This is a genomic window from Paraburkholderia sp. GAS199 (assembly GCF_050436585.1).
Lineage (GTDB): Bacteria > Pseudomonadota > Gammaproteobacteria > Burkholderiales > Burkholderiaceae > Paraburkholderia.
Map to the genome: position 1 here is coordinate 180,345 of NZ_JBNDMM010000007.1, position 26,596 is coordinate 206,940.

General features: G+C 66.0%; 20 protein-coding genes. 12 read left to right on the forward strand and 8 right to left on the reverse strand.

Going from position 1 to position 26,596, the window contains the following annotated elements:
* Positions 1-183 precede the first annotated feature (183 nt).
* Together ggt and P3T18_RS25315 are read left to right on the forward strand one after the other, a co-directional pair.
* The gene (gene ggt, locus P3T18_RS25310; protein ID WP_429302701.1) at positions 184-1,941 is read left to right on the forward strand and encodes a gamma-glutamyltransferase; all 1,758 of its coding nucleotides are present in this window, start codon (positions 184-186) and stop codon (positions 1,939-1,941) included.
* A 78-nt stretch (positions 1,942-2,019) separates the two neighbouring features.
* The gene (locus tag P3T18_RS25315) at positions 2,020-2,655 is read left to right on the forward strand and encodes an RBBP9/YdeN family alpha/beta hydrolase (RefSeq protein WP_429302702.1); all 636 of its coding nucleotides are present in this window, start codon (positions 2,020-2,022) and stop codon (positions 2,653-2,655) included.
* On the opposite strand, the gene P3T18_RS25320 is transcribed toward P3T18_RS25315, so the two are convergent.
* The gene (locus tag P3T18_RS25320; protein WP_429302703.1) at positions 2,624-3,844 is read right to left on the reverse strand and encodes a CaiB/BaiF CoA transferase family protein; all 1,221 of its coding nucleotides are present in this window, start codon (positions 3,842-3,844) and stop codon (positions 2,624-2,626) included. The two genes, P3T18_RS25315 and P3T18_RS25320, sit on opposite strands and share 32 nt — an antisense overlap.
* Before the next feature lie 320 nt (positions 3,845-4,164).
* Here P3T18_RS25320 and alaS point away from each other — a divergent pair, with 320 nt between their 5' ends.
* Positions 4,165-6,789 carry an alanine--tRNA ligase gene (alaS, locus tag P3T18_RS25325; protein WP_429302704.1) on the forward strand — a complete coding sequence of 875 codons (2,625 nt, stop codon included), beginning with the start codon at positions 4,165-4,167 and terminating at the stop codon, positions 6,787-6,789.
* 183 nt (positions 6,790-6,972) lie between these two features.
* Here alaS and P3T18_RS25330 read toward each other — a convergent pair whose 3' ends face one another.
* Positions 6,973-7,890 carry a LysR family transcriptional regulator gene (locus tag P3T18_RS25330; protein WP_429302705.1) on the reverse strand — a complete coding sequence of 306 codons (918 nt, stop codon included), beginning with the start codon at positions 7,888-7,890 and terminating at the stop codon, positions 6,973-6,975.
* Positions 7,891-8,008: 118 nt separating this feature from the next.
* On the opposite strand from P3T18_RS25330, the gene P3T18_RS25335 reads away from it, so the two are divergent.
* The 9 genes from P3T18_RS25335 to P3T18_RS25375 all read left to right on the forward strand — a co-directional run bounded on the left by P3T18_RS25335 (position 8,009) and on the right by P3T18_RS25375 (position 18,519).
* Positions 8,009-9,310, forward strand: coding sequence for a YbfB/YjiJ family MFS transporter (locus P3T18_RS25335; RefSeq protein ID WP_429302706.1), 1,302 nt, complete (start codon positions 8,009-8,011; stop codon positions 9,308-9,310).
* 449 nt (positions 9,311-9,759) lie between these two features.
* Positions 9,760-10,791 carry a threonine aldolase family protein gene (locus P3T18_RS25340; RefSeq protein WP_429302707.1) on the forward strand — a complete coding sequence of 344 codons (1,032 nt, stop codon included), beginning with the start codon at positions 9,760-9,762 and terminating at the stop codon, positions 10,789-10,791.
* Positions 10,792-10,915: 124 nt separating this feature from the next.
* The gene (locus tag P3T18_RS25345; protein WP_429302708.1) at positions 10,916-11,446 is read left to right on the forward strand and encodes an NUDIX domain-containing protein; all 531 of its coding nucleotides are present in this window, start codon (positions 10,916-10,918) and stop codon (positions 11,444-11,446) included.
* A gap of 91 nt (positions 11,447-11,537) precedes the next feature.
* Positions 11,538-11,987, forward strand: a complete 450-nt coding sequence (locus P3T18_RS25350; RefSeq protein ID WP_429302709.1) for an acyl-CoA thioesterase — start codon at positions 11,538-11,540, stop codon at positions 11,985-11,987.
* A gap of 4 nt (positions 11,988-11,991) precedes the next feature.
* Complete coding sequence (locus tag P3T18_RS25355) at positions 11,992-12,930, forward strand: branched-chain amino acid ABC transporter permease (RefSeq protein WP_429302710.1); 939 nt, start codon at positions 11,992-11,994, stop codon at positions 12,928-12,930.
* Positions 12,923-14,242, forward strand: coding sequence for a branched-chain amino acid ABC transporter permease (locus P3T18_RS25360; RefSeq protein WP_429302985.1), 1,320 nt, complete (start codon positions 12,923-12,925; stop codon positions 14,240-14,242). Before P3T18_RS25355 ends, P3T18_RS25360 begins: the two co-directional genes overlap by 8 nt.
* A complete protein-coding gene (locus P3T18_RS25365; RefSeq protein ID WP_429302711.1) occupies positions 14,239-14,991 on the forward strand; it encodes an ABC transporter ATP-binding protein in 753 nt (250 codons plus the stop codon). Before P3T18_RS25360 ends, P3T18_RS25365 begins: the two co-directional genes overlap by 4 nt.
* The gene (locus P3T18_RS25370; protein ID WP_429302712.1) at positions 14,988-15,701 is read left to right on the forward strand and encodes an ABC transporter ATP-binding protein; all 714 of its coding nucleotides are present in this window, start codon (positions 14,988-14,990) and stop codon (positions 15,699-15,701) included. The genes P3T18_RS25365 and P3T18_RS25370 overlap by 4 nt, the downstream gene beginning before the upstream one ends.
* A 409-nt stretch (positions 15,702-16,110) precedes the next feature.
* The gene (locus tag P3T18_RS25375) at positions 16,111-18,519 is read left to right on the forward strand and encodes a hypothetical protein (protein WP_429302986.1); all 2,409 of its coding nucleotides are present in this window, start codon (positions 16,111-16,113) and stop codon (positions 18,517-18,519) included.
* Between the two features lie 71 nt (positions 18,520-18,590).
* On the opposite strand, the gene iolB is transcribed toward P3T18_RS25375, so the two are convergent.
* From iolB to P3T18_RS25405, 6 genes are all read right to left on the reverse strand, one after another.
* On the reverse strand, positions 18,591-19,391 hold the full coding sequence (gene iolB, locus P3T18_RS25380; protein WP_429302713.1) for a 5-deoxy-glucuronate isomerase: 801 nt from the start codon (positions 19,389-19,391) through the stop codon (positions 18,591-18,593).
* The gene (gene iolE / locus P3T18_RS25385; protein WP_429302714.1) at positions 19,388-20,314 is read right to left on the reverse strand and encodes a myo-inosose-2 dehydratase; all 927 of its coding nucleotides are present in this window, start codon (positions 20,312-20,314) and stop codon (positions 19,388-19,390) included. Before iolE ends, iolB begins: the two co-directional genes overlap by 4 nt.
* A gap of 10 nt (positions 20,315-20,324) precedes the next feature.
* Positions 20,325-22,313, reverse strand: a complete 1,989-nt coding sequence (gene iolD, locus P3T18_RS25390; protein ID WP_429302715.1) for a 3D-(3,5/4)-trihydroxycyclohexane-1,2-dione acylhydrolase (decyclizing) — start codon at positions 22,311-22,313, stop codon at positions 20,325-20,327.
* The gene (locus tag P3T18_RS25395; RefSeq protein ID WP_429302716.1) at positions 22,310-24,346 is read right to left on the reverse strand and encodes a bifunctional 5-dehydro-2-deoxygluconokinase/5-dehydro-2-deoxyphosphogluconate aldolase; all 2,037 of its coding nucleotides are present in this window, start codon (positions 24,344-24,346) and stop codon (positions 22,310-22,312) included. The genes iolD and P3T18_RS25395 overlap by 4 nt, the downstream gene beginning before the upstream one ends.
* Positions 24,347-24,419: 73 nt before the next feature.
* Positions 24,420-25,277 carry an ATP-binding cassette domain-containing protein gene (locus P3T18_RS25400; protein ID WP_429302717.1) on the reverse strand — a complete coding sequence of 286 codons (858 nt, stop codon included), beginning with the start codon at positions 25,275-25,277 and terminating at the stop codon, positions 24,420-24,422.
* Between the two features lie 13 nt (positions 25,278-25,290).
* Entirely contained in the window at positions 25,291-26,457 is a 1,167-nt protein-coding gene (locus P3T18_RS25405) for an ABC transporter permease (protein ID WP_429302718.1), read from the reverse strand.
* Positions 26,458-26,596 lie beyond the last annotated feature (139 nt).

Here is a 26,596-nt window from a genome sequence, read left to right on the forward strand (position 1 = left end):
GCACCGGCGCCGCCGTCCTGTATTTTCGCCTCTTTGCCGCTCTATTCATTCGGGCGCGCCGTCCGTCCTTGCCGTTGCGTCGCATGGTCGACGCAGCCGGTCAGGCAGGCGTGTCCCGGCCGTTTTTGCACGCGACCTCGCCGTTCGTGCAACATGGCGTCCTCAGTTCCCGGAGTTTCTCGGATGTTCGACCCGAAACAAGAAGCGCCGCGTGCGCATGTCGCCTCTTTTCCTTTCGCCCGCCTGCTGACGGCCGCGGCAACGGTTGCCGCCGTCTGCGGCAGCGTACTTGCGCCCGTCCCGGCGCTGGCCAAAACCGCGGCGCCCAAGCCCGTGCTGGACGCCTCGGCCGTCGCTACGCCCGACCGCTATAGTGCCGACGCCGCGCAGCAGATCTTCGCCGCCGGCGGTAACGCGGTGGACGCCGCGGTCGCCATCGCCTTCACGCTCGCCGTGACCGACCCGGGCGCGGGCAACATCGGCGGCGGCGGTTTCATGACGCTTTTCGTCGACGGCAAGCCGTACTTCCTCGACTACCGCGAACGCGCGCCGCAACAGGCCACGCGCGAAATGTATCTCGACGACAAGGGCAGCCTCGTCCCGAACATGAGCGTGGTCGGTCATCGCGCGGTGGGTGTGCCGGGCACGGTCGAGGGTATGTGGGAAGCCCAGCAGCGCTTCGGCAAACTGAAGTGGAAGCAGGTGCTGGCGCCCGCCATCCACTACGCGACCGACGGCTTCCAGGTCGAGCCGTGGCTGCAGAAGCAGCACGACGACGCCGCAAAAACCTTCGCCGGCAAGACCAACTTCGACGCGTATTTTTCGAATCTGAAAGCGGGTACCACGTTCCGCCAGCCCGAACTCGCGCAGACACTCTCGCGCATCGCCGGCGACGGCGGCCGCGAATTCTACGAAGGCCGCACCGGCGACCTGATCGCCCAGCAGATGTACGGTCACGGTCTCGTGACGAAGCAGGACCTGATCCAGTACAAGGCCGTCTGGCGTCAGCCGTTGACCGCGGACTGGAACGGTTATCAGATCGTCACCGCGCCGCCGCCGAGTTCGGGCGGCGTCGGGCTGATCCAGATGCTCAAGATGAAAGCCGATCTGAAGCAGGGTTTCGACGGACTCGAACTGAATTCGGCGCCGTACATCCACCTGATCGCACAGATCGAAGACCGCGTGTTCGCGGATCGCCAGCAGTACCTCGGCGACCCCGATTCCTACAAGGTGCCGGTCGCCAGGTTGCTCGACGACGCCTACCTTGCGCAGCGCGCCGACGAGGTCAAGCCCGACGAAGTACCGGGCGCCGCGCCGGTCAAGCCGGGTCTCGGCGACAGCGCGCCGGAAAAAGCGCAGACCACGCATTTCTCGGTAGTGGACAAGTGGGGCAACGCCGTCTCGAACACCTATACGCTGAACGGCACGTTCGGCTCGGGCGTCGTGGCCGACGGCGGCGGCTTTCTGCTGAACGACGCCATGGACGACTTCGTCACCACGCCCGCTACCACCACCGGCGCATCCGGTGCGGTGGCCGACGGTCCCAACACGGTCGCGCCGGGCCGCCGTCCGCTATCCTCGATGACGCCGACGCTTCTGCTCAAGGACAACACGGTCGCGCTGGCGATCGGCACGCCGGGCGGCTCGCGCATTTTCACGTCGATCTTCCAGGTGATGACCGATCTCTACGACTTCAACATGACGCCGACCGACGCGCTCGCCGCCATGCGCTTCCATCATCAGTTGCTGCCGCAGAAGACGATCTACTTCGAGCCGTATCGTCCCGTCGCGGATGAGTTGGCCACGCAGTTGAAGGCCTTGGGCTACACGCTCGAACAGCAGTCGTTCAACGGCGACGTGCAGATGATTCGCGTGGACGGAACGACGCCGGTGCCGGCTGCCGATCCGCGCGGTGTCGGTGTGGCGCGGGTGATGCATTGATACGCGCCGATGCGCTGAGCGGCGAAAGCGCGGAAAATCGGCTGCGGCTGTCATGCGACTAGCCGAACGGGGAAAATCTTGAACACGAAAGTACAAAACACACCACGGGTTCTCGTGCTGCCGGGTTATCAGAATTCCGGCGCGGGGCACTGGCAGACACGCTGGGAAGCACTCGACCCTTCGTTCACGCGGGTGTCGATGCCCGACTGGGACCACCCCGAGCGCGACGCCTGGTGCCGCGCGCTCGACGCCGCCGTGAGCGATGCGACCTCCGGCGGCCGGCCGCCCGTGATCCTGGCCGCGCATAGTCTCGGCTGTCTGACCACGGCGTTCTGGGCGACGCAATACGCGAGCGCCGCGCAACTCGCGAAGGTGGCGGGCGCCTTGCTCGTGGCCGTGCCCGATCCGGCCGAAGCGCATTTTCCTCGGGACGCTCACGGTTTCGCGCCGGTGCCGCTCGCGCGCTTGCCGTTTGCCAGCATCGTGGTGTCGAGCAACGACGATCCCTACGGCGGCGCGCCGTTCTCGCAGTCTTGCGCGAACGGCTGGGGCAGCCGCTGGATCGACATTGGCGCGCGCGGCCACATCAACGCAGACAGCGGCCTCGGCGACTGGGACGAAGGCCGCGGCTGGCTAACTTCGCTGAGTCAGCGGGCTAGACGCGCACGCCAGCCGCGGCGGTTCAGATCACCGACTGATCGCGCAGCGCGGTGATTCGCGCGTCGTCGTAGCCGAGCACGTCGCGCAAGACGCGTTCGGTGTGTTCGCCGAGCGTGGGCGGATGCGCGAGGGCCTGCGGCGGCGTGCCGCTCATGTTGATCGGGTTGCGCACCAGCTTGACCGTGCCGCCCGACGGATGCGGCAGATCGACCTGCATGCCGCGCGCCATCACCTGTTCGTTCTCGAAGACTTCGTCCAGATCGTTGATCGGCCCGCACGGCACGCCCGCGGCTTCGAGCGCGGAAATCCACTGCTGTTTGCCCTGCAGACGCACCATGGCGGCGAGAACCGGCACCAGCACGTCACGGTGCCGCACGCGCGCGGGATTGGTGGCGAAGCGTTCGTCTTCGGCGAGTTCCGGACGGCCGCCGGCTTCGACGAACTTGCGGAACTGGCCGTCGTTACCCACGGCCACGATGATCCAGCCGTCGCTGGTCTGGAAGGTCTGGTACGGCACGATGTTCGGATGTGCGTTGCCCCAGCGCACGGGCGGCTGGCCGCTCGCCAGATAGTTCGAGTTCATGTTGGCGAGCATCGCCACCTGCACGTCGAGCAGGGCCATGTCGATGTACTGGCCTTCCCCGGTGCGGTCGCGGTGGGTGAGGGCCGTCAGCACCGCGACGGTCGAATACATGCCCGTCATCAGATCGGCGATCGCCACGCCTGCCTTTTGCGGGCCGCCGCCGGGCTGGCCGTCGCGCTCGCCGGTGATGCTCATGAAGCCGCCGATACCCTGCACGATGAAGTCGTAGCCGGCGCGCTGCGCATACGGCCCGGTCTGCCCGAAGCCCGTCACGGAGCAGTAGATCAGATCGGGTTTCACTTCTTTCAGCGACGCGTAGTCGAGCCCGTATTTCTTCAGTTGCCCGACCTTGTAGTTCTCAAGCACCACGTCGCTTTGCGCGGCCAGTTCGCGCACGATGCGCTGGCCTTCGGGCGATGCGATGTCGACGGTGACCGAGCGCTTGTTGCGGTTCGCGGCGAGGTAGTACGCGGCCTCGCGCGTGTCGGCGCCCTCGGGCGTTTTCAGGTACGGCGGGCCCCAGTGACGGGTGTCGTCGCCCACTTCGGGGCGTTCGATCTTGATGACGTCCGCACCGAAATCGGCGAGAGTCTGTGCGCACCAGGGTCCGGCGAGTACGCGTGTCAGATCGAGCACGCGGATGTGACTGAGAGCGCCCATATTCCTGATTGTCTCCTGTATGGCGTGAAGCGCGCGGGGCGCCGTGAATGGAAACAATCTTAAGCGATTCCCGCGTGCCGGCCCACCTGGCCAGACGTCATAGGACGAAAGCACCATTCGCGCGACGTCGCGCGCGCCACTGTCGCGGCTTACCGGCCCGCACCTGGCCGGATGGCCGGCATTGCGCAACAGGCGCGGGATGCGACGCCTCGCACGGTCTCCGATCCCGTATAATCAGTCGTTTAAGAAACAAACAGTTGGCGCATCCCCGATGCCGCCGGTAACAGCCAGGGAACTGGCAAACCCGTCCCCCGCACGCTATGAAAGCCGCCGAAATCCGCGAGAAATTCCTCAAGTTCTTCGAATCGAAGGGCCATACGATCGTTCGCTCGTCGAGCCTTGTGCCCGGCAACGACCCGACGCTGCTCTTCACCAATTCGGGAATGGTGCAGTTCAAAGATGTGTTCCTCGGCGCGGAATCGCGTCCGTATTCGCGCGCTACCACCGCGCAGCGCAGCGTGCGCGCCGGTGGCAAGCACAACGATCTGGAAAACGTTGGCTACACCGCGCGTCACCACACGTTCTTCGAAATGCTGGGCAACTTCTCGTTTGGCGACTACTTCAAGCGCGACGCGATCCACTACGCGTGGGAATTGCTCACGGGCGTGTACCAGTTGCCGAAAGACAAGCTGTGGGTCACCGTCTATCACGAAGACGACGAAGCGCACGACATCTGGGCGAAGGAAGTGGGCGTGCCGGTCGAGCGCATCATCCGCATCGGCGACAACAAGGGCGCGCGCTACGCGTCGGACAACTTCTGGCAGATGGCCGACGTCGGTCCGTGCGGCCCGTGCTCGGAAATCTTCTACGACCACGGTCCGGATGTGTGGGGCGGCCCGCCGGGATCGCCCGAAGAAGACGGCGACCGCTACATCGAGATCTGGAATCTCGTGTTCATGCAGTTCAGCCGCGACGCCCAAGGCAACATGACGCCGCTGCCCAAGCAGTGCGTCGACACCGGCATGGGTCTGGAGCGTATCGCCGCCGTGCTGCAGCACGTGCACAGCAACTACGAGATCGACCTGTTCCAGGCGCTCATCCAGGCGGCGGGCCGTGAAACCGGCGTGAGCGATCTCACCAACAATTCGCTGAAGGTGATCGCCGACCACATCCGTGCATGCTCGTTCCTGATCGTCGACGGTGTGATTCCGGGTAACGAAGGCCGCGGCTACGTGCTGCGCCGTATCGTGCGCCGCGCCATCCGTCACGGCTACAAACTGGGCAAGAAGGGTTCGTTCTTCCATCGCATGGTGGCCGATCTGGTCGCGCAGATGGGCGTCGCGTATCCGGAACTGAAAGAAGCGGAACAGCGCGTGACCGACGTGCTGCGTCAGGAAGAAGAGCGTTTCTTCGAGACCATCGAGCACGGCATGTCGATTCTCGAAAGCGCGCTGGCCGATCTCGAAGCAAAGGGCGGCAAGACGCTGGACGGCGAACTCGCATTCAAGCTGCACGACACCTACGGCTTCCCGCTGGACCTCACGGCCGACGTGTGCCGCGAGCGCGAAGTCACGGTAGACGAAGCCGCGTTCGACGAAGCGATGGCCCGTCAGCGCGAGCAGGCTCGTGCGGCCGGCAAGTTCAAGATGGCGCAGGGTCTCGAATACTCGGGCGCGAAAACCACGTTCCACGGTTACGAAGAGATCACCTTCGACGACGCGAAAGTGATCGCGCTGTATGTCGACGGTGCGTCGGTGCAGGAAGTCAAAGATGGTCAGCAGGCGGTGGTCGTGCTCGATCACACGCCGTTCTACGCCGAGTCGGGCGGTCAGGTCGGCGACCAGGGCGTGCTGGCAAACGCAAGCGTGCGTTTTGCGGTGGCCGATACGCTGAAGGTCCAGGCCGACGTGGTCGGTCATCACGGCACCCTGGAGCAGGGCACGCTCAAGGTCGGCGACGTGGTGAAGGCGGAAATCGATACGGTGCGCCGCGCGCGCACGGCTCGCAATCACTCGGCAACCCACCTCATGCACAAGGCGTTGCGTGAAGTGCTCGGCTCGCACGTGCAGCAGAAGGGCTCGCTGGTCGATCCGGACAAGACCCGCTTCGACTTCGCACACAACGCGCCGATGACCGACGAGCAGATCCGTCGCGTCGAAGAAATCGTCAATGCCGAAGTGCTCGCCAACGCGCCTGGCGTGGTGCAGCTCATGTCGTTCGACGACGCGGTGAAGGGCGGCGCGATGGCGCTATTCGGCGAAAAGTACGGCGACGAAGTGCGCGTGCTCGACCTCGGTTTCTCGCGTGAGTTGTGCGGCGGTACGCACGTGCAGCGCACCGGCGACATCGGTCTGTTCAAGATCGTGATGGAAGGCGGCGTGGCGGCGGGCATCCGTCGCGTGGAAGCCATCACCGGCGACAACGCGGTGCGCTTCGTGCAGGACCTCGACGCGCGCATCAACGCGGCTGCGGCCGTGCTGAAGGCGCAGCCCTCGGAACTGACGCAGCGGATCGCGCAGGTGCAGGACCAGGTGAAGTCGCTCGAGAAGGAACTGAGCGCGCTGAAGTCGAAGATGGCGTCGAGCCAGGGCGACGAACTCGCCGGTCAGGCAATCGAAGTGGCCGGCGTGCATGTGCTGGCGGCTACGCTCGAAGGCGCGGACGTCAAGACGCTGCGCGAAACGGTCGACAAGCTGAAGGACAAGCTCAAGAGCGCGGCAATCGTGCTGGCGTCGGTCGAAGGCGGCAAGGTGAGCCTGATCGCCGGCGTGACGGCGGACGCGAGCAAGAAGGTCAAGGCCGGTGAGCTGGTCAACTTCGTCGCCCAGCAGGTGGGTGGCAAGGGCGGCGGCCGTCCGGACATGGCGCAGGCTGGCGGCACGGAACCGGCAAACCTGCCGGCCGCGCTGGCCGGCGTCAAGGGCTGGGTCGAAGCGCAGCTTTAAACCGGTTCCGGCTCCGGACTGATCGGGCCGCGTGGAATGCTTGAAATTCGAGCATTTCACGCGGCCCGAGTCGTTTGTGGGTGGGGCGGTGTTGACAGCGCGGTTACCTGATTCGTCGCTGAGCCGCTACTTTTCCGGCGCCATTAACCCGTCACCCGGTAGCGCAGACGTCGGCGTGCAACTTCAAGCCGCCACCACCGGCGCATCCTCAACCGCCGCCGCGCCCACCGCAATCTCCCCGGCCACCAGCGTTTGCCGCAGCGCATTCAGCGCGGACGAGAAATGCCCGCGTCGCCAGACGAGCAGGGTTTCGATCGGCTCGATATCGGGTAGCGCGTGCACCGCGATATTGTTCGATTCGATCTGCAGATCGAGCACCGAGCGCGGCGCCACGGCCACCCCCGCGCCAGCCGCCACGCAGGCCACGATGGCGTGATACGAGCCCAGTTCCAGCACCCGCGCCGGCCGTACGCCGTGCTCCAGATACCATTTCTCGATGTAGGTCCGGTAGGCGCAGCCACGCTCGAATGCGACCAGCGTGGAGAGCGCGATATCCCGCACTTCGTGGATCGGCCGATGTCCGCGCGGCGTCAGCATCACCAGTTCTTCGCGGAAGACCGGCACGGCTTCGAAAAGATCGTCGAGTGCGGCAGGATCGAGCGGCGTGGCGACGAGCGCGGCATCGACTTCGAATTCGCGCACCCGTTCGATCAGCTTGCCGGTGGTGCCGGTCTCGAGTTCGAGCGCCACGTCCGGCCATTTTTGATGGTAGCGTGCCAGCAAGCCGGGCAGACGTGTCGCCGCGACGCTTTCCATCGTGCCGAGTCGCAGGCGTCCGCTGGGACGGTCTTCGCGCACCGCATGACGCGCTTCGTCGGCGAGGGCGAGCAGGCGCTCGGCGTAGGGCAGCAAGGTTTCGCCCGCCGGCGTCAGGACGAGCCGGCGGCCGTCGCGGATAAACAGTGCCGTACCGAGCTGTTCCTCGAGCTGCTTGATGCGCGTGGTGACGTTCGATTGAACGCGATTGAGCTTTGCGGCGGCGCGCGTGACGCCATTTTCCCGGACGACCGCACGGAAAATGGCCAAAGCGGCGAGATCCAAGATTCTCTCCTGGCGATGGTTGGTATCTGAATTATTCATTTTTCGTGATGCAAGCGTCAAGCTAATATGCTTGAAAGACGCTGGCATGGTGCCGGCTGGCTTTCATGGACCATCGGTTATGAACGATCTCGTCTCGAACGCGCAGGACACGTCGGATGAACGGCACGCGGCCCGCCGCGCGGCCCTGGCCTGCATGGTGACGCTGGCGGTCGCGCTGGGTATCGGCCGCTTCGCGTTCACGCCGCTATTGCCGCTCATGCTGCACGGCGCCGCGCTCGGTCAGCCGCAAATCGACATCCAGCACGGCGGCTGGCTCGCGTCGTTCAACTACGCGGGCTACTTTGTCGGCGCGGTGACCTGTGCGGCGCTGCGCGTCGAACCGGCGCGCATGGTGCGGCTGGGGCTGGTGACCACGGTGCTGCTGACGCTCGCGATGGGCGTCACGAGTCAGTTCTGGGTGTGGGCGCTGGTGCGCTTCATCGCCGGCGCCGTGAGCGCCTGGACGTTTGTGTTCGCGTCGCAATGGGGCTTGCGGCGGCTCGCCGAACTCGGCGCGCACGGTTGGAGCGGCGTGATCTACACGGGGCCGGGAGTCGGCATCGTCGGGACGGGTTTGCTGGTGAGCATGATGGGCGGCTACGGCGCGACGCCCGGCTGGATCGGCTTCGGCCTGATTGCGGCGGTAGCGTCGGCGGTGGTCTGGCCGGTGTTCGGCGCCGGGTCCGGTGCTGCCTTCGGCGCGGGAGCTGCGGCAACGCAAGGCGTCGTCCGCCCGTCGGGCAACCCGCCGGCCGCGGCGCACGCTCCGCGCGTCCCGCATCGGGTCGCCGCCGGAACGCATCGCATCGACGCTTTCTGGCTCGTCCTTCTCTACGGCGTGCCGGGCTTCGGCTACATCATCACCGCGACCTTCCTGCCCGTGATCGCGCGACACGCGCTGCCTGGTTCATCCTGGCCGGATCTGTTCTGGCCGATGTTCGGCGCGGCATTGATCGTCGGCGCCTTGCTGGCGGCGCGCCTGCCGACGCATTGGGACAACCGCATGCTGCTCGCCGGCTGCTACGTGTTGCAGGCGCTCGGCATTGGCCTCGGCATCGTCTGGCCGACGGCGGGCGGCTTTTCACTCGGCAGCGTGTTGATCGGTCTGCCATTCACGGCGATCACGCTGTTCGCGATGCGCGAGGCGCGGCGTCTGCGTGGCGAGGAAGCGGCGGGTCTGATGGGCTATGCGACCGCTGCGTACGGCGTCGGGCAGATCGTCGGACCGCTGGTGGCGGCGCCGATCGCGGAACGGACCGGTTCGTTCTCGTTGGCCTTGGCGCTGGCGGCCGCCGCCTTGATGATCGGCGCGGTAGGGCTCGTCGGCGTGGCGCGTTGGCCGCGCGGCCGTGGACGCATGCCCGACTGCGGTTGCAGTTGAGCCGGTGAACGTAGCCTGGAGCATGAGAGCGCGCATGATCTCGCGGAACAGAGCATGGGCGCGGGCGTAGCAGGGCGGATAGGTGCGCCATGGTGCGTGAGAGCGCGTGACGGCGGCTGAAGGTGGACGCAGCAGGGCGCACAGGTGCACGTATGGAAACGTGCAGCAGAGCGTGTGACGGCGGCTAAGCGTGGACGCAACCGGACGCGAAATTCCGCGTCGGGACGCACTCGACGCGACGCATAGGCGCGCATGAAAATGCACGAGCGCTCACGCAACCGGGTCCAACAGTGATCACGAGAGTACCCGCGGCAGAGCATATGACCGTCGCCGAAAGCCAGGCCGAAACGACGCTCAAAACCGTCGCCAGAACAATTACGGCCCCGTCGTCTTAAAATGAGCGCTTTCTCGCCTTCCCAGCGCGCCTGTCGCCAGGCGCCTCGCCCGCCATGCAACACTTCGCGTCCGACAACTATGCCGGCATCTGTCCCGAGGCGCTGCAAGCGCTGATCGCCGCCAACAATAGCGGTCACGAACCGGCCTACGGCGACGACTCCTGGACCAACCAGGTATGCGACCGTCTGCGCGATCTGTTTCAGACCGATTGCGAAGTGTTCTTCGTGTTCAACGGCACGGCCGCCAACTCGCTGGCGCTGGCCTCGCTGTGTCAGTCGTATCACTCGGTCATCTGTCATGAACTCGCGCATATCGAAACCGACGAGTGCGGCGGTCCCGAGTTCTTCTCGGGCGGCTCGAAGCTGCTGACCGCGCCGGGCGTTGGCGGCAAGCTCACGCCGGACGCCATCGAAGCGGTGGTGACGCGCCGCGCCGACATCCACTATCCCAAGCCCAAGGTCGTCACACTGACGCAGTCGACGGAAGTCGGCACGGTCTACACGGTCGAAGAAATTCGCGCGATCGCGGCGATTGCGAAACGGCGTCATCTGAAAGTGCACATGGACGGCGCGCGCTTCGCCAACGCGGTGGCCGCGCTCGACGTGCATCCGTCGGAAATCACGTGGCGCGCGGGTGTCGACGTGCTGTGCTTCGGCGGCACCAAGAACGGTCTGCCGGTGGGTGAAGCCGTGGTTTTCTTCGACCGCGCGCTCGCCGACGATTTCGCCTACCGTCTGAAGCAGGCGGGACAACTGGCGTCGAAGATGCGCTTCATTTCGGCGCCGTGGCTCGGTCTGCTCGACAACGACGTGTGGCTGCGCAATGCGCGTCACGCGAACGCGATGGCGGCGCTGCTGGAAACACGCTTGCAGGAGATTCCGGGCGTGAGCATCATGTTCCCCAGAGAATCGAACGCGGTCTTCGCGCAGTTGCCGGCGCCGGCCGCGAAAGCCATGCGCGCGCGTGGCTGGAAGTTCTACGAGTTCATCGGCGCGGGCGGCTGCCGGCTGATGTGCGCGTGGGACACGCAGCCGGAAACGGTCGAGCGATTCGCCGCCGATGTGCGCGAACTCTGCGCGTCCTGAGCGTAAATCTGCGAGTGACCTGCGCGTAACGCAAGCACAACCCGAACGCAAGCCGAGCGCGAGCCGCTTCGCGCCATAGCATCACCGCGCATCACCCCATAAAACCCGAGACACGTCCGCCTTCATGACCGATTACCGATTCTGCCCGCGCTGCGCGACCCCGCTGGTCGAGCGCGCCGACGTCGCGCACGAAGGCGGCCGCCTTCGCCAGGCCTGCCCCGATGCGACGTGCGGCTACGTCCACTGGAACAACCCGCTGCCGGTCGTCGCGGCGATCGTGGAATACGACGGCAAGATCCTGCTCGCGCGCAACGCCGCCTGGCCCGAAGGCATGTTCGCCCTGATCACCGGCTTTCTCGAGAACGGCGAGACGCCGGAAGAGGGCATTGCGCGCGAGGTGTTCGAAGAAACCTCGCTGCACAGCGAGACCGTCGAACTGGTCGGCGTGTACGAATTCATGCGCAAGAACGAGCTGATCGTCGCGTATCACGTGAAGGCGTACGGCACGATCGCGCTGTCGCCGGAACTGCTGGAATACCGGCTCGTGGAACCCGCGAAACTGCGTCCGTGGCGAGCGGGCACCGGATACGCCGTGGCCGACTGGATGCAGCGCCGCGGTCTGCCGTTCGAGTTCGTGGAACGACCCGGTCAATAGCCGGCACGATCACCGGCATGCCCGCCGGCGCGATCTTTGCCGCAAACCGCACGCGCCACCGTCCCAACCCAGAACAACGACCCGACCGACGATGAACAAACCCGCTCCCGCCACCCGCGACGCCTACCGCCATGTCCTGTCCATCCCGACCCGCTGGATGGACAACGACGTCTATGGACACGTGAACAATGTCGTCTACTACAGCTACTTCGACACCGTGGTGAACGAGTACCTGATCCGCGCGGGCGTGCTCGACTTCGAGCATGGCGAGACCATCGGCCTCGTGGTCGAGACGCAGTGCAACTACTTCGCGCCGCTGGCTTTTCCCGACCGCGTCGATGCCGGTCTGCGCGTGACGCGTCTCGGCTCGTCGAGCGTGCGCTACGAAGTGGGGCTCTTCAAGGAAGGCGACGAGCGCCCGGCCGCGCAAGGCCATTTCGTGCACGTCTACGTGGACCGCATCACGCGTCGTCCGGTGAGCTTGCCTGCGGCACTTCGCGCGGCGTTGGAGCCGCTCGTCGTCGACGGGCAAGCGGACTAGCCGCGTGCAGTCCTTCGCGGTCAATCTGCTCAACGGGCTCAGTTACGGTCTGCTGCTCTTCATGCTGTCGGCCGGACTGACGCTGATTTTCAGCATGCTGGGCGTGCTGAACTTCGCGCACGCCAGTTTCTACATGCTCGGCGCGTATGTCGGATTGTCGGTGGCGGCACACGCGGGTTTCTGGTGCGCGCTGCTCGTCGCGCCGCTCGTGGTCGGCCTGCTCGGCGCGGCGATGGAGCGCTGGCTGTTGCGGCGCGTGCGGGTGCACGGCCATCTCGCCGAATTGCTGCTGACGTTCGGCGCGGCTTATCTGCTCGGTGAACTGGTCAAGCTCGGCTGGGGCCTGAGCGCGCTGAGCGCGAGCGTGCCGCCCCTGCTCGACGGACCGCTGTTCACGCTGTATGGCGCCAGCTTCGCACGGTATCGCGCGTTCATGATGGCGGTGTCGCTGGCCATGCTGCTGGTGTTGTACGCGGTGCTGCGCGTGTCGAAGGCCGGCTTGATCGTGCGCGCGGCGCTCACGCATGCAAGCGCGGTCGAGGCGCTCGGCCACAACGTACCGCGCGTGTTCACCGGCGTATTCGCGGCCGGCACGGCGCTCGCCGCGCTGGCCGGGGTGATCGGCGCGCCGCTCTTCGTGATCGAACCGGCCATGGCCGAATCGGTCGGCTCGATCGTGTTCGTGGTGGTGGTGATCGGCGGGCTCGGCTCGCTGAGCGGCGCGCTCGTGGCGTCGCTGCTGGTCGGCTGCGTGCAGACGTTCGCGGTGGCGAGCAGCGTTTCGCTCGGCGATCTCGTGTCGCTGTTCGGCGAACCGCTGCCGCCCGCCTGGGACGCGCTGACGCTCGCGCAACTCGCGCCGCTGATTCCCTACGCGCTGCTGGTCGCGATGCTGGCGCTACGGCCACGCGGACTCTTCGGCCGCCGTGACGATCATGCGTGACGCCGGCATCGTGCCGCCAGATCGAACCTCGCGGCCGCTCGTGCGGCTGATCGTACGATCGCTCATGCCGTGGCTCGCGCTCGTGCTGCTGCTCGGCGTACCGCCGACGATCTGGCCGCAAAGCTGGCTGCTCGCCTATCTCGCGCAAACGGCCGCGATGATCGTGTTCGCGCTTTCCTATAACCTGCTGCTCGGCGAAACGGGGCTCCTGTCGTTCGGCCACGCAACCTATGCCGGGCTCGGCGCGCTCGTCGCTGCACAGGTGTTCAACCGCGTCGGCGTGCCGCTCGTGCTGCTGCCGCTGATCGGCGGGATCGGCGGCGCGTTGTGCGCCTTGCCATTCGGCTTCATCTCGACGCGGCGCGCCGGCACCGCCTTCGCGATGATTACTCTCGGCATCGGCGAACTCGTCGCCGCCGCCGCGTGGACCTTGCCCGACTGGTTCGGCGGCGAGGCCGGCGTGGCGATCGACCGAACCAGCGGGCCGCCGCTCGGCAGCTGGAATTTCGGCGCCGGGCGCGAGGCGTACGTGCTGATTGCGGTGTGGTGCGTGCTGGCCACCGCGACGATGTTCGCGCTATCGCGCACGCCGTTCATGCGTCTCGCCAATGCCGTGCGCGACAACCCCACGCGGGCGGCGGCCATCGGTTGCTATCCGCGGCGTATCCGCTATGGCGTGATGGTGATGTCGGCGTTCTTCGCGGGCATCGCGGGGACGTTGGGGCTGATCAACGTCGAACTGGTGTCGACCGAAAGCGTCGGCATGGCGCGCTCGGGCGCCGTGCTGATCGCCACCGTGATCGGCGGCACGGGTGCCTTCTTCGGACCGGTGGCGGGCGCGGTCGTGCTGACGTTCTTCAGCGTCATGCTGGCGAGCGTCACGCGCGCCTGGCCGTTCTATCTCGGGTTGTTCTTCATCGTGGTCGTGGTGGCGTCGCCGGATGGGTTGTCAGGTTTCATGCGGCGGCAGACGGCGCGCATCGCCGCGCACGGCTGGCGTGCCTGCGGCGCACTGTATCTGTGGGGCACGGCCTGCCTGGTCTTATGGACGCTTGCCGTCGTGCTGGCGGTCCAATGGGCCTATGCCGCGCAATTCGGCGCGGACGAAGGCGGCGTGGCCGGCGTGTTCGGCTTCCTAACCGATCCGCTGTCCGCCAAGCATGCTTCGACGTTACGCCTGACGCTCACGGTCTCGTTGCTCGCCGTGTGCGGCGCGTTCGCCGCGCATTTCGCCACGCGTGCGCGTCAGCGTATCGACGGCTTGAGGCGTGACACGCGTCTCACGTGTGTCACGAAAGGAGCCGCGCGATGATCCCGGCGCTCGCGCTCTACGGCGTCGAAAAGCGCTCCGGCGCCACGCGCGTTCTGCACGGCGTCGATCTCGCGATCCAGCCCGGCGAGCGTCACGCACTGATCGGACCGAACGGCGCGGGCAAGTCGACGCTCTTCAATCTGATCGCGGGCGGCGCGCGGCCGAACGCTGGCCGCATCGATCTGTTCGGCGCGGAAATCACGCGCCTCGCGCCGGCCGCGATCGCGCGGCGCGGTCTCGCGCGCAGCTTCCAGACCACCAGCGTCTTCGCGCGTCTGACGGTGCTCGACAACCTGCGCTGTGCGGCGATGCTGGCCGAGCGCGACCGCATGCGCTGGTGGCAGCGTTTCGGCGCCTCGCGCACGGTCGACGCACACGCTGCGCGCGTGCTGGAAGCGGTCGGGCTCGGCGCGCGCCGGGATATCGTGGCCGGCACGCTCAGTTATGCCGAACAGCGCGCACTGGACCTCGGCCTCGCACTTGCGGGCGGCGCTCACACCTTGCTGCTCGACGAACCGACCGCCGGCATGAATCGCGCGGAGGCCGCGCGCGCCGTCGAACTGATTCGCGAGACCACGGCCGGCCGCACACTGCTGATAGTGGAGCACGACATGGATGCGGTGTTCGCCATCGCCGATCGCATTTCGGTGCTGGTGCAAGGGCGCGTGATCGCCACCGGCACACCGGCCGCGATTCGCGCGGACGCGGCGGTGCGCGCCGCGTATCTCGGCGAGGGCTTCCCCGCATGACGGCGCTGCTCGACATTCGCGGGCTCGATGCATGGTACGGCGCGAGCCAGGCGCTGCACGGCGCGACGTTGCAGATCGACGCGGGCGAGGTGCTGGCGCTGGTCGGGCGCAACGGTTCCGGCCGCTCGACGCTGGCGCGCGCCATCATGGGACTCGTGCGCAGCGAAGGCGAATTGCGTCTGAACGGGCAATCGCTCGGCGGCTTGCGTACCTTCGAGATCGCACGTCGCGGCATCGGCTATGTGCCCGAACATCGCGACGTGTTTCCGGCACTCAGCGTGCAGGAGAACCTGCAACTCGGCGTCGCGCCGCGTCCGCGTGGCCACGTGCCGCGCTTTTCCATCGACGACGCCTATGCGCTCTTCCCGATCCTGCGCGAACGCAGAAGCGCGCGGGCCGGCGCGTTGTCCGGCGGCGAGCAGCAGATGTTGACGCTCGCGCGCGCCTTGCTCGGCGATCCCGATCTGCTGGTGATCGACGAACCCGGCGAGGGACTCGCCAGCGCCGTGATGCTGCAGATCATCCAATGTCTGCGAGTGCTGCGCGATCGCGGCGTCGCCATGCTGCTGATCGAACAGCGCCTCGTGATCGCACAGGAACTGGCGAGCCGGGTGGCCGTGATGGGGCACGGCGAGATCGTGTTCGACGACACGCTCGCGGCGTTCATGCAGCGTCCCGACGTGATGCGCGAATGGCTCGGCGTGGGCTGATGTAAAGCGGGCTTCGAGCAGGCGTTTTTGCAGCGCGGCATTCGGGCACGCCGCGCGTTCGCGCTGCAATTCGACCGACCCGCGGGCGGCAACCCTCGCTTCACGCTGAATCCGCGTTTCCGTTGCCGTTTGAATTCCTCACGCACGACGGCCGCTCGTGCCCGGCCCACGCGGCTTTCCGTTGTCCCTTGCGGGCGATTCAAACGCTTGATCGTTTGGTGAGCGTCCTCCAGAAATCTTGTCGGCAGCGCGCTGACAAATACAGACAATCAGGTGAAAGGCGCGCGACGCCGGCCCGATGTTTAAAGCCGACGTATGCGCGACAAAACCGTGCCGTACGCGGCGCGCGTGAAGACGCGCCACGGCTACAGGAGGAGACATCGTGAAAGAGACATACTCATCGGCCGGCATGGTCGCTGCATCGGCGGCGCGAGCGCGAGTCGGCGAATGGCCGCTGCCGCCGGTCCGTGCGCGCGATGCGTCGTGGCGAACCCGCGTCAGTGCCGGCGCGGCGCTCGTGACGGCTGCGCTGTTGATGTCCGCGTGTGCCGACGCCAGTTCGACGACGGCCGAAGCCGGCGCCACCTCCAACGTAGCCGCCAACGCAACCGCCAACGCAAACTCACAGCAGACGAGCACGCCGGTCAGTGTGGCCGCAAGCGCGGCGGACAGCCACGACGCGACCCAGCCCCCGGCTCAGACAAATCTCCCGGCCAACCCAGCCAGCGGCACCACCAGCGCCGCCACCAACATCTCGCGTCCCGCGCTCGAACAGGCCAAGGCCCGCCAACTCGCGGCCGAGCAGAGCGTCGCGGCACGCGTGCCGTCCGCGAGCGGCATGAGCGAGACGCGTAGCCGGCCGCTGACCTTGCGCGACTCCGGCATCGACGGCTCGTTGATGTTCGCGCGCGACGTGGACTTTCGCGTGACCGGCGACATCGGCTTCATGATCCACGACATGGCCGCGACCTTGACGCCCGCGAAGGCCGGTCAGCCGATCGTGTTCGACGATCCGACCAGTGTGACCATCAACGTGCATCGCGGCGAAGTCACGCTCGACAGCGCCAAACTCACGGCGATCTTCAACCGTTATCTGTTCCAGTATCAGGGCTCGCCGCTGCGCAATATGCGCGTGGTGCCGCAGGACGGCGGCACGTTGCGCATCACCGGCGAGATGCATCGCGAGACGTGGGTGCCGATCGTGCTCGGCGGCGCACTCTCGATGCGCAACGCGGACGAACTCGTCTTTCACGCCGATCACATCGAAGTGGCGGGCGTGGGTGCCGACAAGCTGATGCAGGCCGCGCACGTGAGAATGGCCGATCTGCTGAAAGTGGACACGCCGATCGCGCGGCTCGAAGGCGACGACGTCGTCATGCAGGTCGCCAAACTCACGCCGCCGCCCGCGTTGCGCATGAGCATCGCGCAGATCGATACCAGCGCCGAGGGCGTGCGCTTCAAGCTCGACGACCACACCATCCAGCGCATCGACTGGCCCGCGACCATGCCCGCGCGCGGCATGCTGGTGCAGGGCGGCGACGTGAAGTTCATGCGTTCCATGCCGATGAATATCGACATGGCGCTCACGCCGCTCGACGCGCGTGCGCCGTTCGTGCTCGACCTGTATCACTATCGCGAGCAGATGGCGGCCGGCTATTTCACCTTCGACGAAGCGGGTGCGCTCGATGTGCATTTGCCTTCGTACACCACGCTCGCCAGTGCAACGGCGACGGCCAACGAAGCCTCGACGCAAACCGGCAGCGCGAGCGCGCGTTATAACGACGGCTTTCTGCGCGCGCAGCAGGCGTCGCTGGCGCAGGCGCGGCTCGTCTGGCAACGCGTGCCGGCAGCGCAGAACACGCTGCGCGTCGCGGCGGTGGCGCGCGCGATTCCCGTCGGCACACGCGCGGCCTTCGCCGGTCAGAGCATGGCGGCGCCGGGTTCGGCACTCGGCGACGAGCGTCGTTCGGCGGCCGGCGCCTCGCTGATTCACGTGGAAAACGTCGACTTCTACGTGGCGGGACGAATCGGTTTTCACGTGCGTTCGCTGGATGCGCAAATGGTGCCCAAAAAGCCCGGCCAGCCGGTCGATCTCGACGATCCCGATCAATACGATATTCGCATCGTCGGCGGCGAAGTGGTCGAACCCTGGCCCGCGATGGCCGCGCTCTTCAACGACTATCTGCTCGACTATGCGCCGCGTTCGCTGAACGATCTGCAACTCAAGCCGGTCGACGGCGAATTGCAGGTGACCGGCGGTATCAAGCTGTGGAATCACTTTCCCGGCGTGTGGCTGCCCACCACGATGAGCGGCACGATCGTCGCGAAAGACGAGCGGCACCTGGTTTATGCGCCGACCTCGGTCAAGGTGCTCGGCGTGCCGCAGGCGGGACTCCTGCGCGCGCTCGATATCCCGCTCGAATCGCTGACGCCGTTCACGCGCAAAGGCGTGGCGCTCAAGGGCAACGAACTCGTGTTCGATCAGTACACCGTGTTTCCGCCGCCGGTTCTGCAGGGACGTCTCGCGAGCGCCACCGTCACCGACGAAGGACTGGTGCTGAAGTTCAAGCGCGACGGCAGTCTGCCCGCGGCGCGGCCGCCCGTGGGCGCGGCGAAGAGTTTCGTGTGGATCGAATCCGGCGACGTGAAGATGTTCAATTCGCTGGTCACGAATACGCGAACCTTCATCAAGGACAGCTCGAACCCTGGCGTGATGAAGTTCGATCTGTACGGCTATCGCCGGGACGTGTCGAAGGGCACGGTGCGGATGGGCGAAGACGGCGGGCTGGACGTCGATCTGGCGGCCAGAAAGCCATAGTGGGTGGAGGGCGTTTTACTGCATGCGTGACAGGCGAACCAGCGTGCCGCGCATGCAGTACCTGAAAAAGATCAGGCATCCTTGTTGATGATCCACTCGTGCGCCGGATCGTTGCGGAAGTGCCAGACACGTTGCGCGCCGGCCATCACGTTCAGATAGTAGTTGTCGTATCCGTACGGCACGACCACCGGATGATAGCCGCGCGGCACCATCACCACGTCGTGATTCTCCACGGCCATTGATTCGTCGATGTCGCGCGTGTCGGTGTACACGCGCTGGAACGCGAAGCCTTGCGGCGGATCGAGCCGATGGTAGTACGTCTCTTCGAGCGAGCTTTCGTGCGGCACGTTGTCGGTGTCATGCTTGTGCGGCGGATAACTGGACGCATGGCCGCCCGGCGTTCTCACTTCCACCACCAGCAGCGATTCGGCCGGCTCGGTCTGCGGAAGAATGTCGCATACGTAGCGCGTATTCAGGCCTTTGCCGCGTGTCGAGCGCTTCATGGAAGCCGGTTCGATCAGACGCGCGGCATGTTCGCCTTTGGCAGGCGCGCTCGCCACGCCGATCTCCGCATCGCGGCAGGCGCGCACGGTGGCTTTCGTGCCGGGCGGCAGATAGACCGCGTACGGTGCGGCGTCTTCGAATACGCTGTCGCGCGAGCCGAGCGAACTCCACGTGGTGTTCGCGGTTTCGATGTCCACCGCGCCGGTCAGCACCACGATGCACACCTCGCGCGACGGCTCCAGCACATGCACGACTTCCTGCGCGCCCAAACGGTAGGCCGCGAAACCGACGTAGCGCCAGCAGGCGGATTCCGGTGTCACGCGCGCGATCGTCTGGCCCTCGCGCTGCGCCTTGACCAATAAACTCATGCTGCCTCCCGGGCGGTCGTGTCGTGGGTGTCGAGCGGTGCATCCACCAGCGACCGCAAAGTCTGATAACCCTTCTGCGCGTACGCGAAGGACGGCGCCACCACCGGGTCCTGTTCCGCCTCGACCACGAGCCAGCCGCGATAGCCATGCCGCTTCAGACGTTCGATGATGGCGGGGAAATTCACCGCGCCGTCGCCCGGCACGGTGAACGCGCCGTTGAGCACGGCGTCGAGAAAACTCCAGTTGCGATTGCGCGCCAGCTTCATCACCGCCGGACGCACGTCCTTGCAATGCACATGACAAACCCGCGCGATGTGCCGGTCGAGTACGGCGAGCGGATCGCCGCCGGCAAAGGTGATATGCCCGGCGTCGAACAGCAGGCCGACGGCGGCGCTCGTGCGCGCCATGAGCTGGTCGACGTCGGCGGGTGTCTCGACATACGCGCCCATGTGATGATGGTAGGCGAGCCGCACGCCACGGCTTAGCGTGTACTGCGCGAATTCATCGACACGTGCGGCGTAGCCGGCCCATTGCGCCTCGCTGAAAAAACGCGGCCGCTGGTAGAGCGGACGCGGTGCGCCCTGAATGGAGTCGGCCACTTCGCCGTAGACCATCGCGGTTGCGCCGTTCTGCGCCAGCAGATCGAGATGCGGACCCACCGACTCGATTTCCTCGGCCACGCTGCGCCGCGCGAGTTGTCCGGAGTACCAGCCGGACACCAGCGCGAGGTCGTATTGCGCGAGCAGTGTCTTCAACGCCTGCGGCTCGCGCGGAAACTTGTTGCCGAGTTCGAAACCCTGGTAGCCGATCTGACGCCCTTCGGTGAGCGCGACTTCCAGCGGCGTTTCGCCGCCGAGCGAAGGCAGATCGTCGTTCATCCACGAAAGCGGATTGATGCCGATACGTACGTCGAAAGCAGTCATGCGAACGTCCTCATTCATGGTCGGAACGATGTGGGTCATCCGTGCCGTTGGCGTTGGCGTCGGTGGCGGGCAGGGCGCGTGCGGCGAGTTGCGCGTCGTAGTGCAGGCGTGCCTCGCGCACGGTTTCTCGCGTGGACACTTCGGGCACCGCGACTTCCCACCACCAGCCGCCTTCGTCGGTCGTGCGGGCAGGGTCGGTGTCGATACTGATCACATAAGTGCGATCGGCGGCGCGCGCGCGTTGCAAGGCGGCTTCGAGTCCGGCGATATTCGCCACGTGTTCGGCCTGTGCGCCGAGCGCGCGCGCGTGGGCAGCGAAGTCGATCTTCGGCGCGCCGAGCGGGCCCTGCAGGCAGTCGTCCAGCAGATTGTTGAAGGGCGCACCACCGCAGGCCTGCTGCAAACGGTTGATGCAACCATAGCCGCGATTGTCGAGCACCATTACGATCAGCTTCGCGCCGAGCATCACCGAGGTGGCGATCTCGCTGTTCATCATCAGATAGCTGCCGTCGCCGAGCATCACGATCACCTCGCGCGCCGGCCGCGCGAGTTTCGCGCCGAGGCCGCCGGCGATTTCGTAGCCCATGCACGAATAGCCGTATTCGACGTGATACGCGCCCGGTTTGCCGGCGCGCCACAGCTTGTGCAATTCGGCCGGCAAGGTGCCCGCCGCGCACACCACGATGTCGTCCGTCGCGGACCGCGGATTCGAGCGTTGCACGGCGCCGATCACATCGCCCTCGTAGGGCAGCACCGCGTCACGCTGCGGCGCATGCGTGAGCGTGCCGACGGTATCGCGCCAGCTGGCTGCGAGTTTGTGTGCGAGCGCGGTCCATGTGCGCTCCGCGTGCCAGCCTTGCAGCGGCTCGGCCAGCGCGTCGAGCGCAAGACGCGCATCGGCTTCGACGGGCAGCGCGCGATGCTTGAGGCCGTCGAACGGATTGGCGTTGATCGCGATCACATCGGCTTGCGTGAAAAGCGTGTTCGACCCAGTGGTGAAGTCCTGCAAACGTGTGCCGATGGCGAGCACGCAGTCGGCGTCCTGGGCGAGCGCGTTGGCGGCGGTCGAACCGGTCACGCCCAACGCGCCCGCGTTCAACGGATCGTTCCACGCGAGCGAGCCCTTGCCGGCCTGCGTCTCCGCAACGGGAATGCCGTGCGCCGCGGCAAAGCGGTGCAGCGCCTCGCCTGCGCGCGCATACAGCACGCCGCCGCCCGCCACGATCAGCGGACGCTTCGCATGACGCAAGCGCGTGGCGGCCGCTTCGATCTCGTCGACGCTCGGCGCGGGCGAATGAAACGCGACGGTGCGCGATGCGAAGAATTCAGCGGGGAAATCCCAGGCCATCGCCTGCACGTCCTGCGGCAAGGCGAGCGTGACGGGTCCGCACAAGGCGGCGTCGGTCAATACGCGCAGCGCGCGCGGCAACGCATTGAGCAATTGCGCCGGATGGACGATGCGATCGAAGTAACGCGAGACCGGTTTGAAGGCGTCGTTGGCGGAGACGCCGCCGTCGTGGAAATCTTCGACCTGCTGCAACACCGGGTCGGGCGCGCGCGAGATGAACACGTCGCCGGGCAGCAACAGCACCGGCAGCCGGTTCACATGGGCGAGCGCGGCGGCCGTGACGAGGTTGGTCGCGCCGGGTCCGATCGACGTGGTGACCGCCATCATGCGCCGTCGAAAATGCGCCTTGGCATACGCGATCGCGCTGTGCGCCATGGCCTGCTCGTTGTGGGCGCGCAAGGTCGGCAAGACGTCGCGATGCTGGTAGAGCGCTTCGCCCATGCCGGCCACGTTGCCATGTCCGAAGATCGCGAATACGCCGCCGAACAGCGGCTCGACGCCGCTGCCGTCTTCGGTGACGACGTGTTGCGCGGCGAGATAGCGCACCAGCGCCTGCGCGGTGGTGAGACGAACGGTGCCGCTCGCGGGTGCTGCGGCGTGACTGGCGTCGTTGGCGGACGCCGCTTCGTGATGCACGATGCGCTGGTTCATGCCGCCTGCTCCTGGTGAACGCGCTTCGCCGCGCTGCTGTCGTGCGCGCCTGCGCCGGACGTGGCCGCCGTGCCGCGCGCCGCGCGCCACGAGGCGATCAGCGTTTCGAACGTGTGTCTGACGCGCGCGATCAGTTCGTCATTGCCGATTTCGCCCGCCAGCCACGCATGGCTCGGTTCGTGAAAGATCGTGCGTCCCACCGTGAAGCCGCGGCAACTCGCCGACTGCGCGGCGGCGCGAAAGCCGTCGTTCAACTGCTCGACACCCGCCGACAATCCGAGCAGCACCACGCCGCGGCAATACGGATCGCGTTCGGCGATCAGCGCGTCGACCGCCTGCCATTGCCCGGCGCTCATCGGCTCCAGCTTCCACCATTCCGGATAGATGCCGATGTTGTAGAGCCGCTTGAGCGCGCGATACACGATGTCCGGCGCTTGCGGCAATTGGGCATGTTTCGGCGGAATCACTTCGAGCAGCAATTCGTGTCCGCTTGCCTGCGTGGCGTCGTAGAGCGCGCGCAATTGCGCTTCCTGTTCGAGACGCTGTTCGACCGGTTCGTCTGGATGAAACTGCACCAGACATTTGACGATATGTTCCTGCGGCCACGCAATCAGCGAGGTGCCGATCGAGCGGCCGTGATCGAACACCAGCGGCACCGAGCCGGGCAATTCGACCGGCCGGCCGATCCACCAGCCGCGCCCGCTTGCAGCATTCAGTGCATCCTGACCGTAACGGTCGTCGATCAGCACGGCGATACGGCCTTGCAGGTTCAAGGCGTTTTCAGTCTGCGCCACGGCCTCGACGAACAGTCCCTTGAGTTGCGCGATGCGGGCTTCGTCGGCGCCGGTTTGCTGCGCCAGTTCGAAGAACTGGTTGCGATGGTCGAACGCGAAGCCGAGTACTTCGTGCCAGGCCTGACGGGCGGGCGTGACGCGGTGCAGACGCGCGAGCGTCGCGTCGCGGTCGGGGCGGCGCATGCGTCGAGGGTCGGCTTTGGCTTCGCGCAGGAAGTAATCGAGTTCGGCCGGTGTCGGCATGGCGGGCGCGCAGCCATGGCGCGACACCACCAGCGCGCCGCTCGCGTTCGCGGCGCGCGCGCAGTCTTCGAGCGGCGCATCGCGCAGCCAGCCGGACAGAAAACCCGACGCGAACGCATCGCCCGCGCCGAGCACGTTCAGCACCTCCACTTCGACGCCGCCCTGAATCGGCGTGTCGTCGAGCGAGGCGGGCACAGCGCCGTCGATGATCTGGCAACCGAGCGGTCCGCGCTTCACCACGAGCGTGGCGGGCGTCACGGCGCGCACCATGGCGAGCGCTTCGATCAGTTCGGTTTTGCCGCCGGCAATGCGGAATTCTTCCTCGGTGCCGATCACCAGATCGATCAGCGGCAGAATGCGTTGCAGGTGCGCGGTGACGCCTTCGTTCGCGACGAAACGCGTTTCGCCGTCGGCCTTGCCGGTGAGTCCCCACAGCACGGGGCGGTAATCGATGTCGAGAATCGTGCGGACCTGGTTGCGCCGCGCGTAATCGAGCGCGCGGCGGCTCGTGCGGTTCACCTGTTCGGTCGAGAAGTGCGTGCCCGTAATCAGCAGCGCTTTCGACGAAGCGATATACGCCTCGTCGAAATCCGCTTCGTCCACCGCCATGTCCGCGCAGTTCTCGCGATAGAAAATCAGCGGAAACGTGTCGCGGTCTTTCAGGCCGAGCAGCACCAGCGCGGTCAGGCGATCCTGGTCGACGCGCACGTGGCTGACGTCGCAACCTTCCCGTGCGAGCGTTTCGGTGAGAAAGCGGCCCATGTGATCGTTGCCCACGCGCGCCAGCATCGACGCAGCGAGTCCGAGGCGCGCGCAGCCGAACGCGATATTCGCCGACGATCCGCCGAGATACTTTGCGAAGCTCGACACGTCTTCGAGGCGCGCGCCGACCTGTTGCGCGTACAGATCGACCGCGAGGCGGCCGAGACAGACGATGTCGCGGCTGCGGCCGGGCGCGAAGCGGCTCGCCGTGCCTGATGTGCTGGAGTGATCCATGAGGTTTCCTGATTAGCTGGGCGCGGCCGCCGGCGTGTGACTTGCCGGCTGGTCCGCGTCAATCGGTCGGAGATCAGATCGTTGCGCCTTCGAGCTCGCCGATCATCTTCTGCATTTCGGCGCCGCCGGCCATCATGTCGAGCACCTCGTCCTTGCTGATGGTTTCCTTGGTGAAGGTGCCGAGCGATTTGCCGCGATTGAGCAAGGTGAACGAATCGCCGATCGGATACGCGTGATGGACGTTGTGTGTGATGAAGATCACGGAAATGCCCTTGGCGCGCGCCGTGTGAATCAGCTTGAGCACGTTGAAGCTCTGTTTGACGCCGAGCGCGGCAGTCGGCTCGTCGAGGATCAGCACGCGCGCGCCGAAGTGAATTGCCCGCGCGATCGCCAGACATTGCCGTTCGCCGCCGGACATCGTGCCGATCGGCTGATGCGGATCACGCACGTTGATGCCCATTTCGGCGAGCTTGTCGCGCGCGGTGGTGGCGCTCTGGTCGAGATCCATCACGTTGAGAAAACCGAAGAGCTTTTTCTGCGGCTCGCGTCCCATGAAGAAATTGCGTGCGACGGAAAGCAGCGGCACCAACGCGAGATCCTGATAGACGGTGGCGATGCCGAGATCGAGCGCGTCTTTCGGCGACTCGAACAGCACCGGCTTGCCGTCTACCAGATACTGGCCCGAAGAGGGCTGATGCACGCCCGCCAGCGTTTTGATGAGCGTGGACTTACCTGCGCCGTTGTCGCCGAGCAGGCAATGCACTTCGCCGCGCTTCAGACGCAGGGTCACGCCGCTCAGCGCGATCACCTTGCCGAAGTATTTGTTGACGTTTTCGAGCGCGAGTATCACGTCGTCCTGTGCGGCATTGGGGGCATTGGCGACACTAGTAGCGTTCGCAGCGGACGTGGGCGTGGAATTCGTATCGGACATGATGGATTCCTCGTTACGATTGCGCGACGCGGCGGCGCACATAGTGGTTGAACAGCACGGCCAGCAGCAGCATCACGCCGAGAAACACGCGGAACCAGTCGGAGCTGACATTGGTGTACGTGATGCCGATCTGCACGACGCCGAAAATCAGCGCGCCGAAGCAGGCGCCCACCACCGAACCGTAGCCGCCCGTCAGCAGCGTGCCGCCGATCACCGCGGCGATGATGGCTTCGAATTCTTTTTGCAGACCGCGGTCGGCGGCGGCCGAGCCGATGTCGCACACCTGCAGCACGGCGAACAGGCAGGAGCAGAAAGCCGTCAGCACGAAGAGCGAGATCTTTACGCGACGCACCGGCACGCCGACGTTCTTCGCCGCGTTGGCGTCGCCGCCGACAGCGAGAATCCAGTTGCCCGAACGCGTTTTGGCCAGCACGAAGGCGCAGATCGCGGCGAGCGCGAACCACCACAGAATCACTTTGGGAATGCCCGGCACGAGCGCCTGACCGTTGTCGAGCAAGGTGCCGATGCCGTGATGCGCGAGCATGGTGAAGAAATCGTGCAGCGCGACGCCATGAAACAGCGTGTTGGCGAACCAGTCCTGTTGCGCCAGATCGCCCACGCCGGAGACGATGGTGCGGTCCGCGAACATGATGGAGAGGGCGAGGGTCAGGCCGCGCAGAATGAACAGGAACGCCAGCGTGACGATGAACGAAGGCAGCCGCGTGCGCATCACCAGATAGCCGTTGAGCGCGCCGAGCAGCATCGATCCGGCGAACGCGAACAGGATCGCGAGCGAAATGGGCCAGTGAAAATAGACCGAGGGAATCGCGACCATCATGCCCGCGAAGCCGATCATCGAACCGATGGAGAGATCGAACTCGCCGGCGATCATCAGCAGACACGCGCCGACCGACAAGATGCCGAGATAGGCCGACACCTGCGACCAGTTCATCACGCCGTCGAGATTGAACATGCCGGAACTGCCGGCAGCGAAAGCGAACACGAGAAACACCAGCACCGCGCCGGAAATCGCGGCGAATTCGGGGCGGTTCAGCAGATGCCCGAACCAGGATTCCTTGCGCACGCGTTCGTCCGTATCCGCTGGCGACGCGCTGGCGCGTTCCGCTTCGGCCGTGCCAGGTTCGACGTGCTGAGGGAAATGTTTGCCGGCTACACCCATGATGTCTCCTCGATGCCCGGTTGTGTCCGGCTCGCGCGGGAATGCGTTGCGGAACGACAGCCGGTGAAATGCGCGAAGCGGCGAGCGGACCGCCCGCTTACCGGGGCGGGCCCGCCGTGCGCGTGACTAGCTTGAAAGA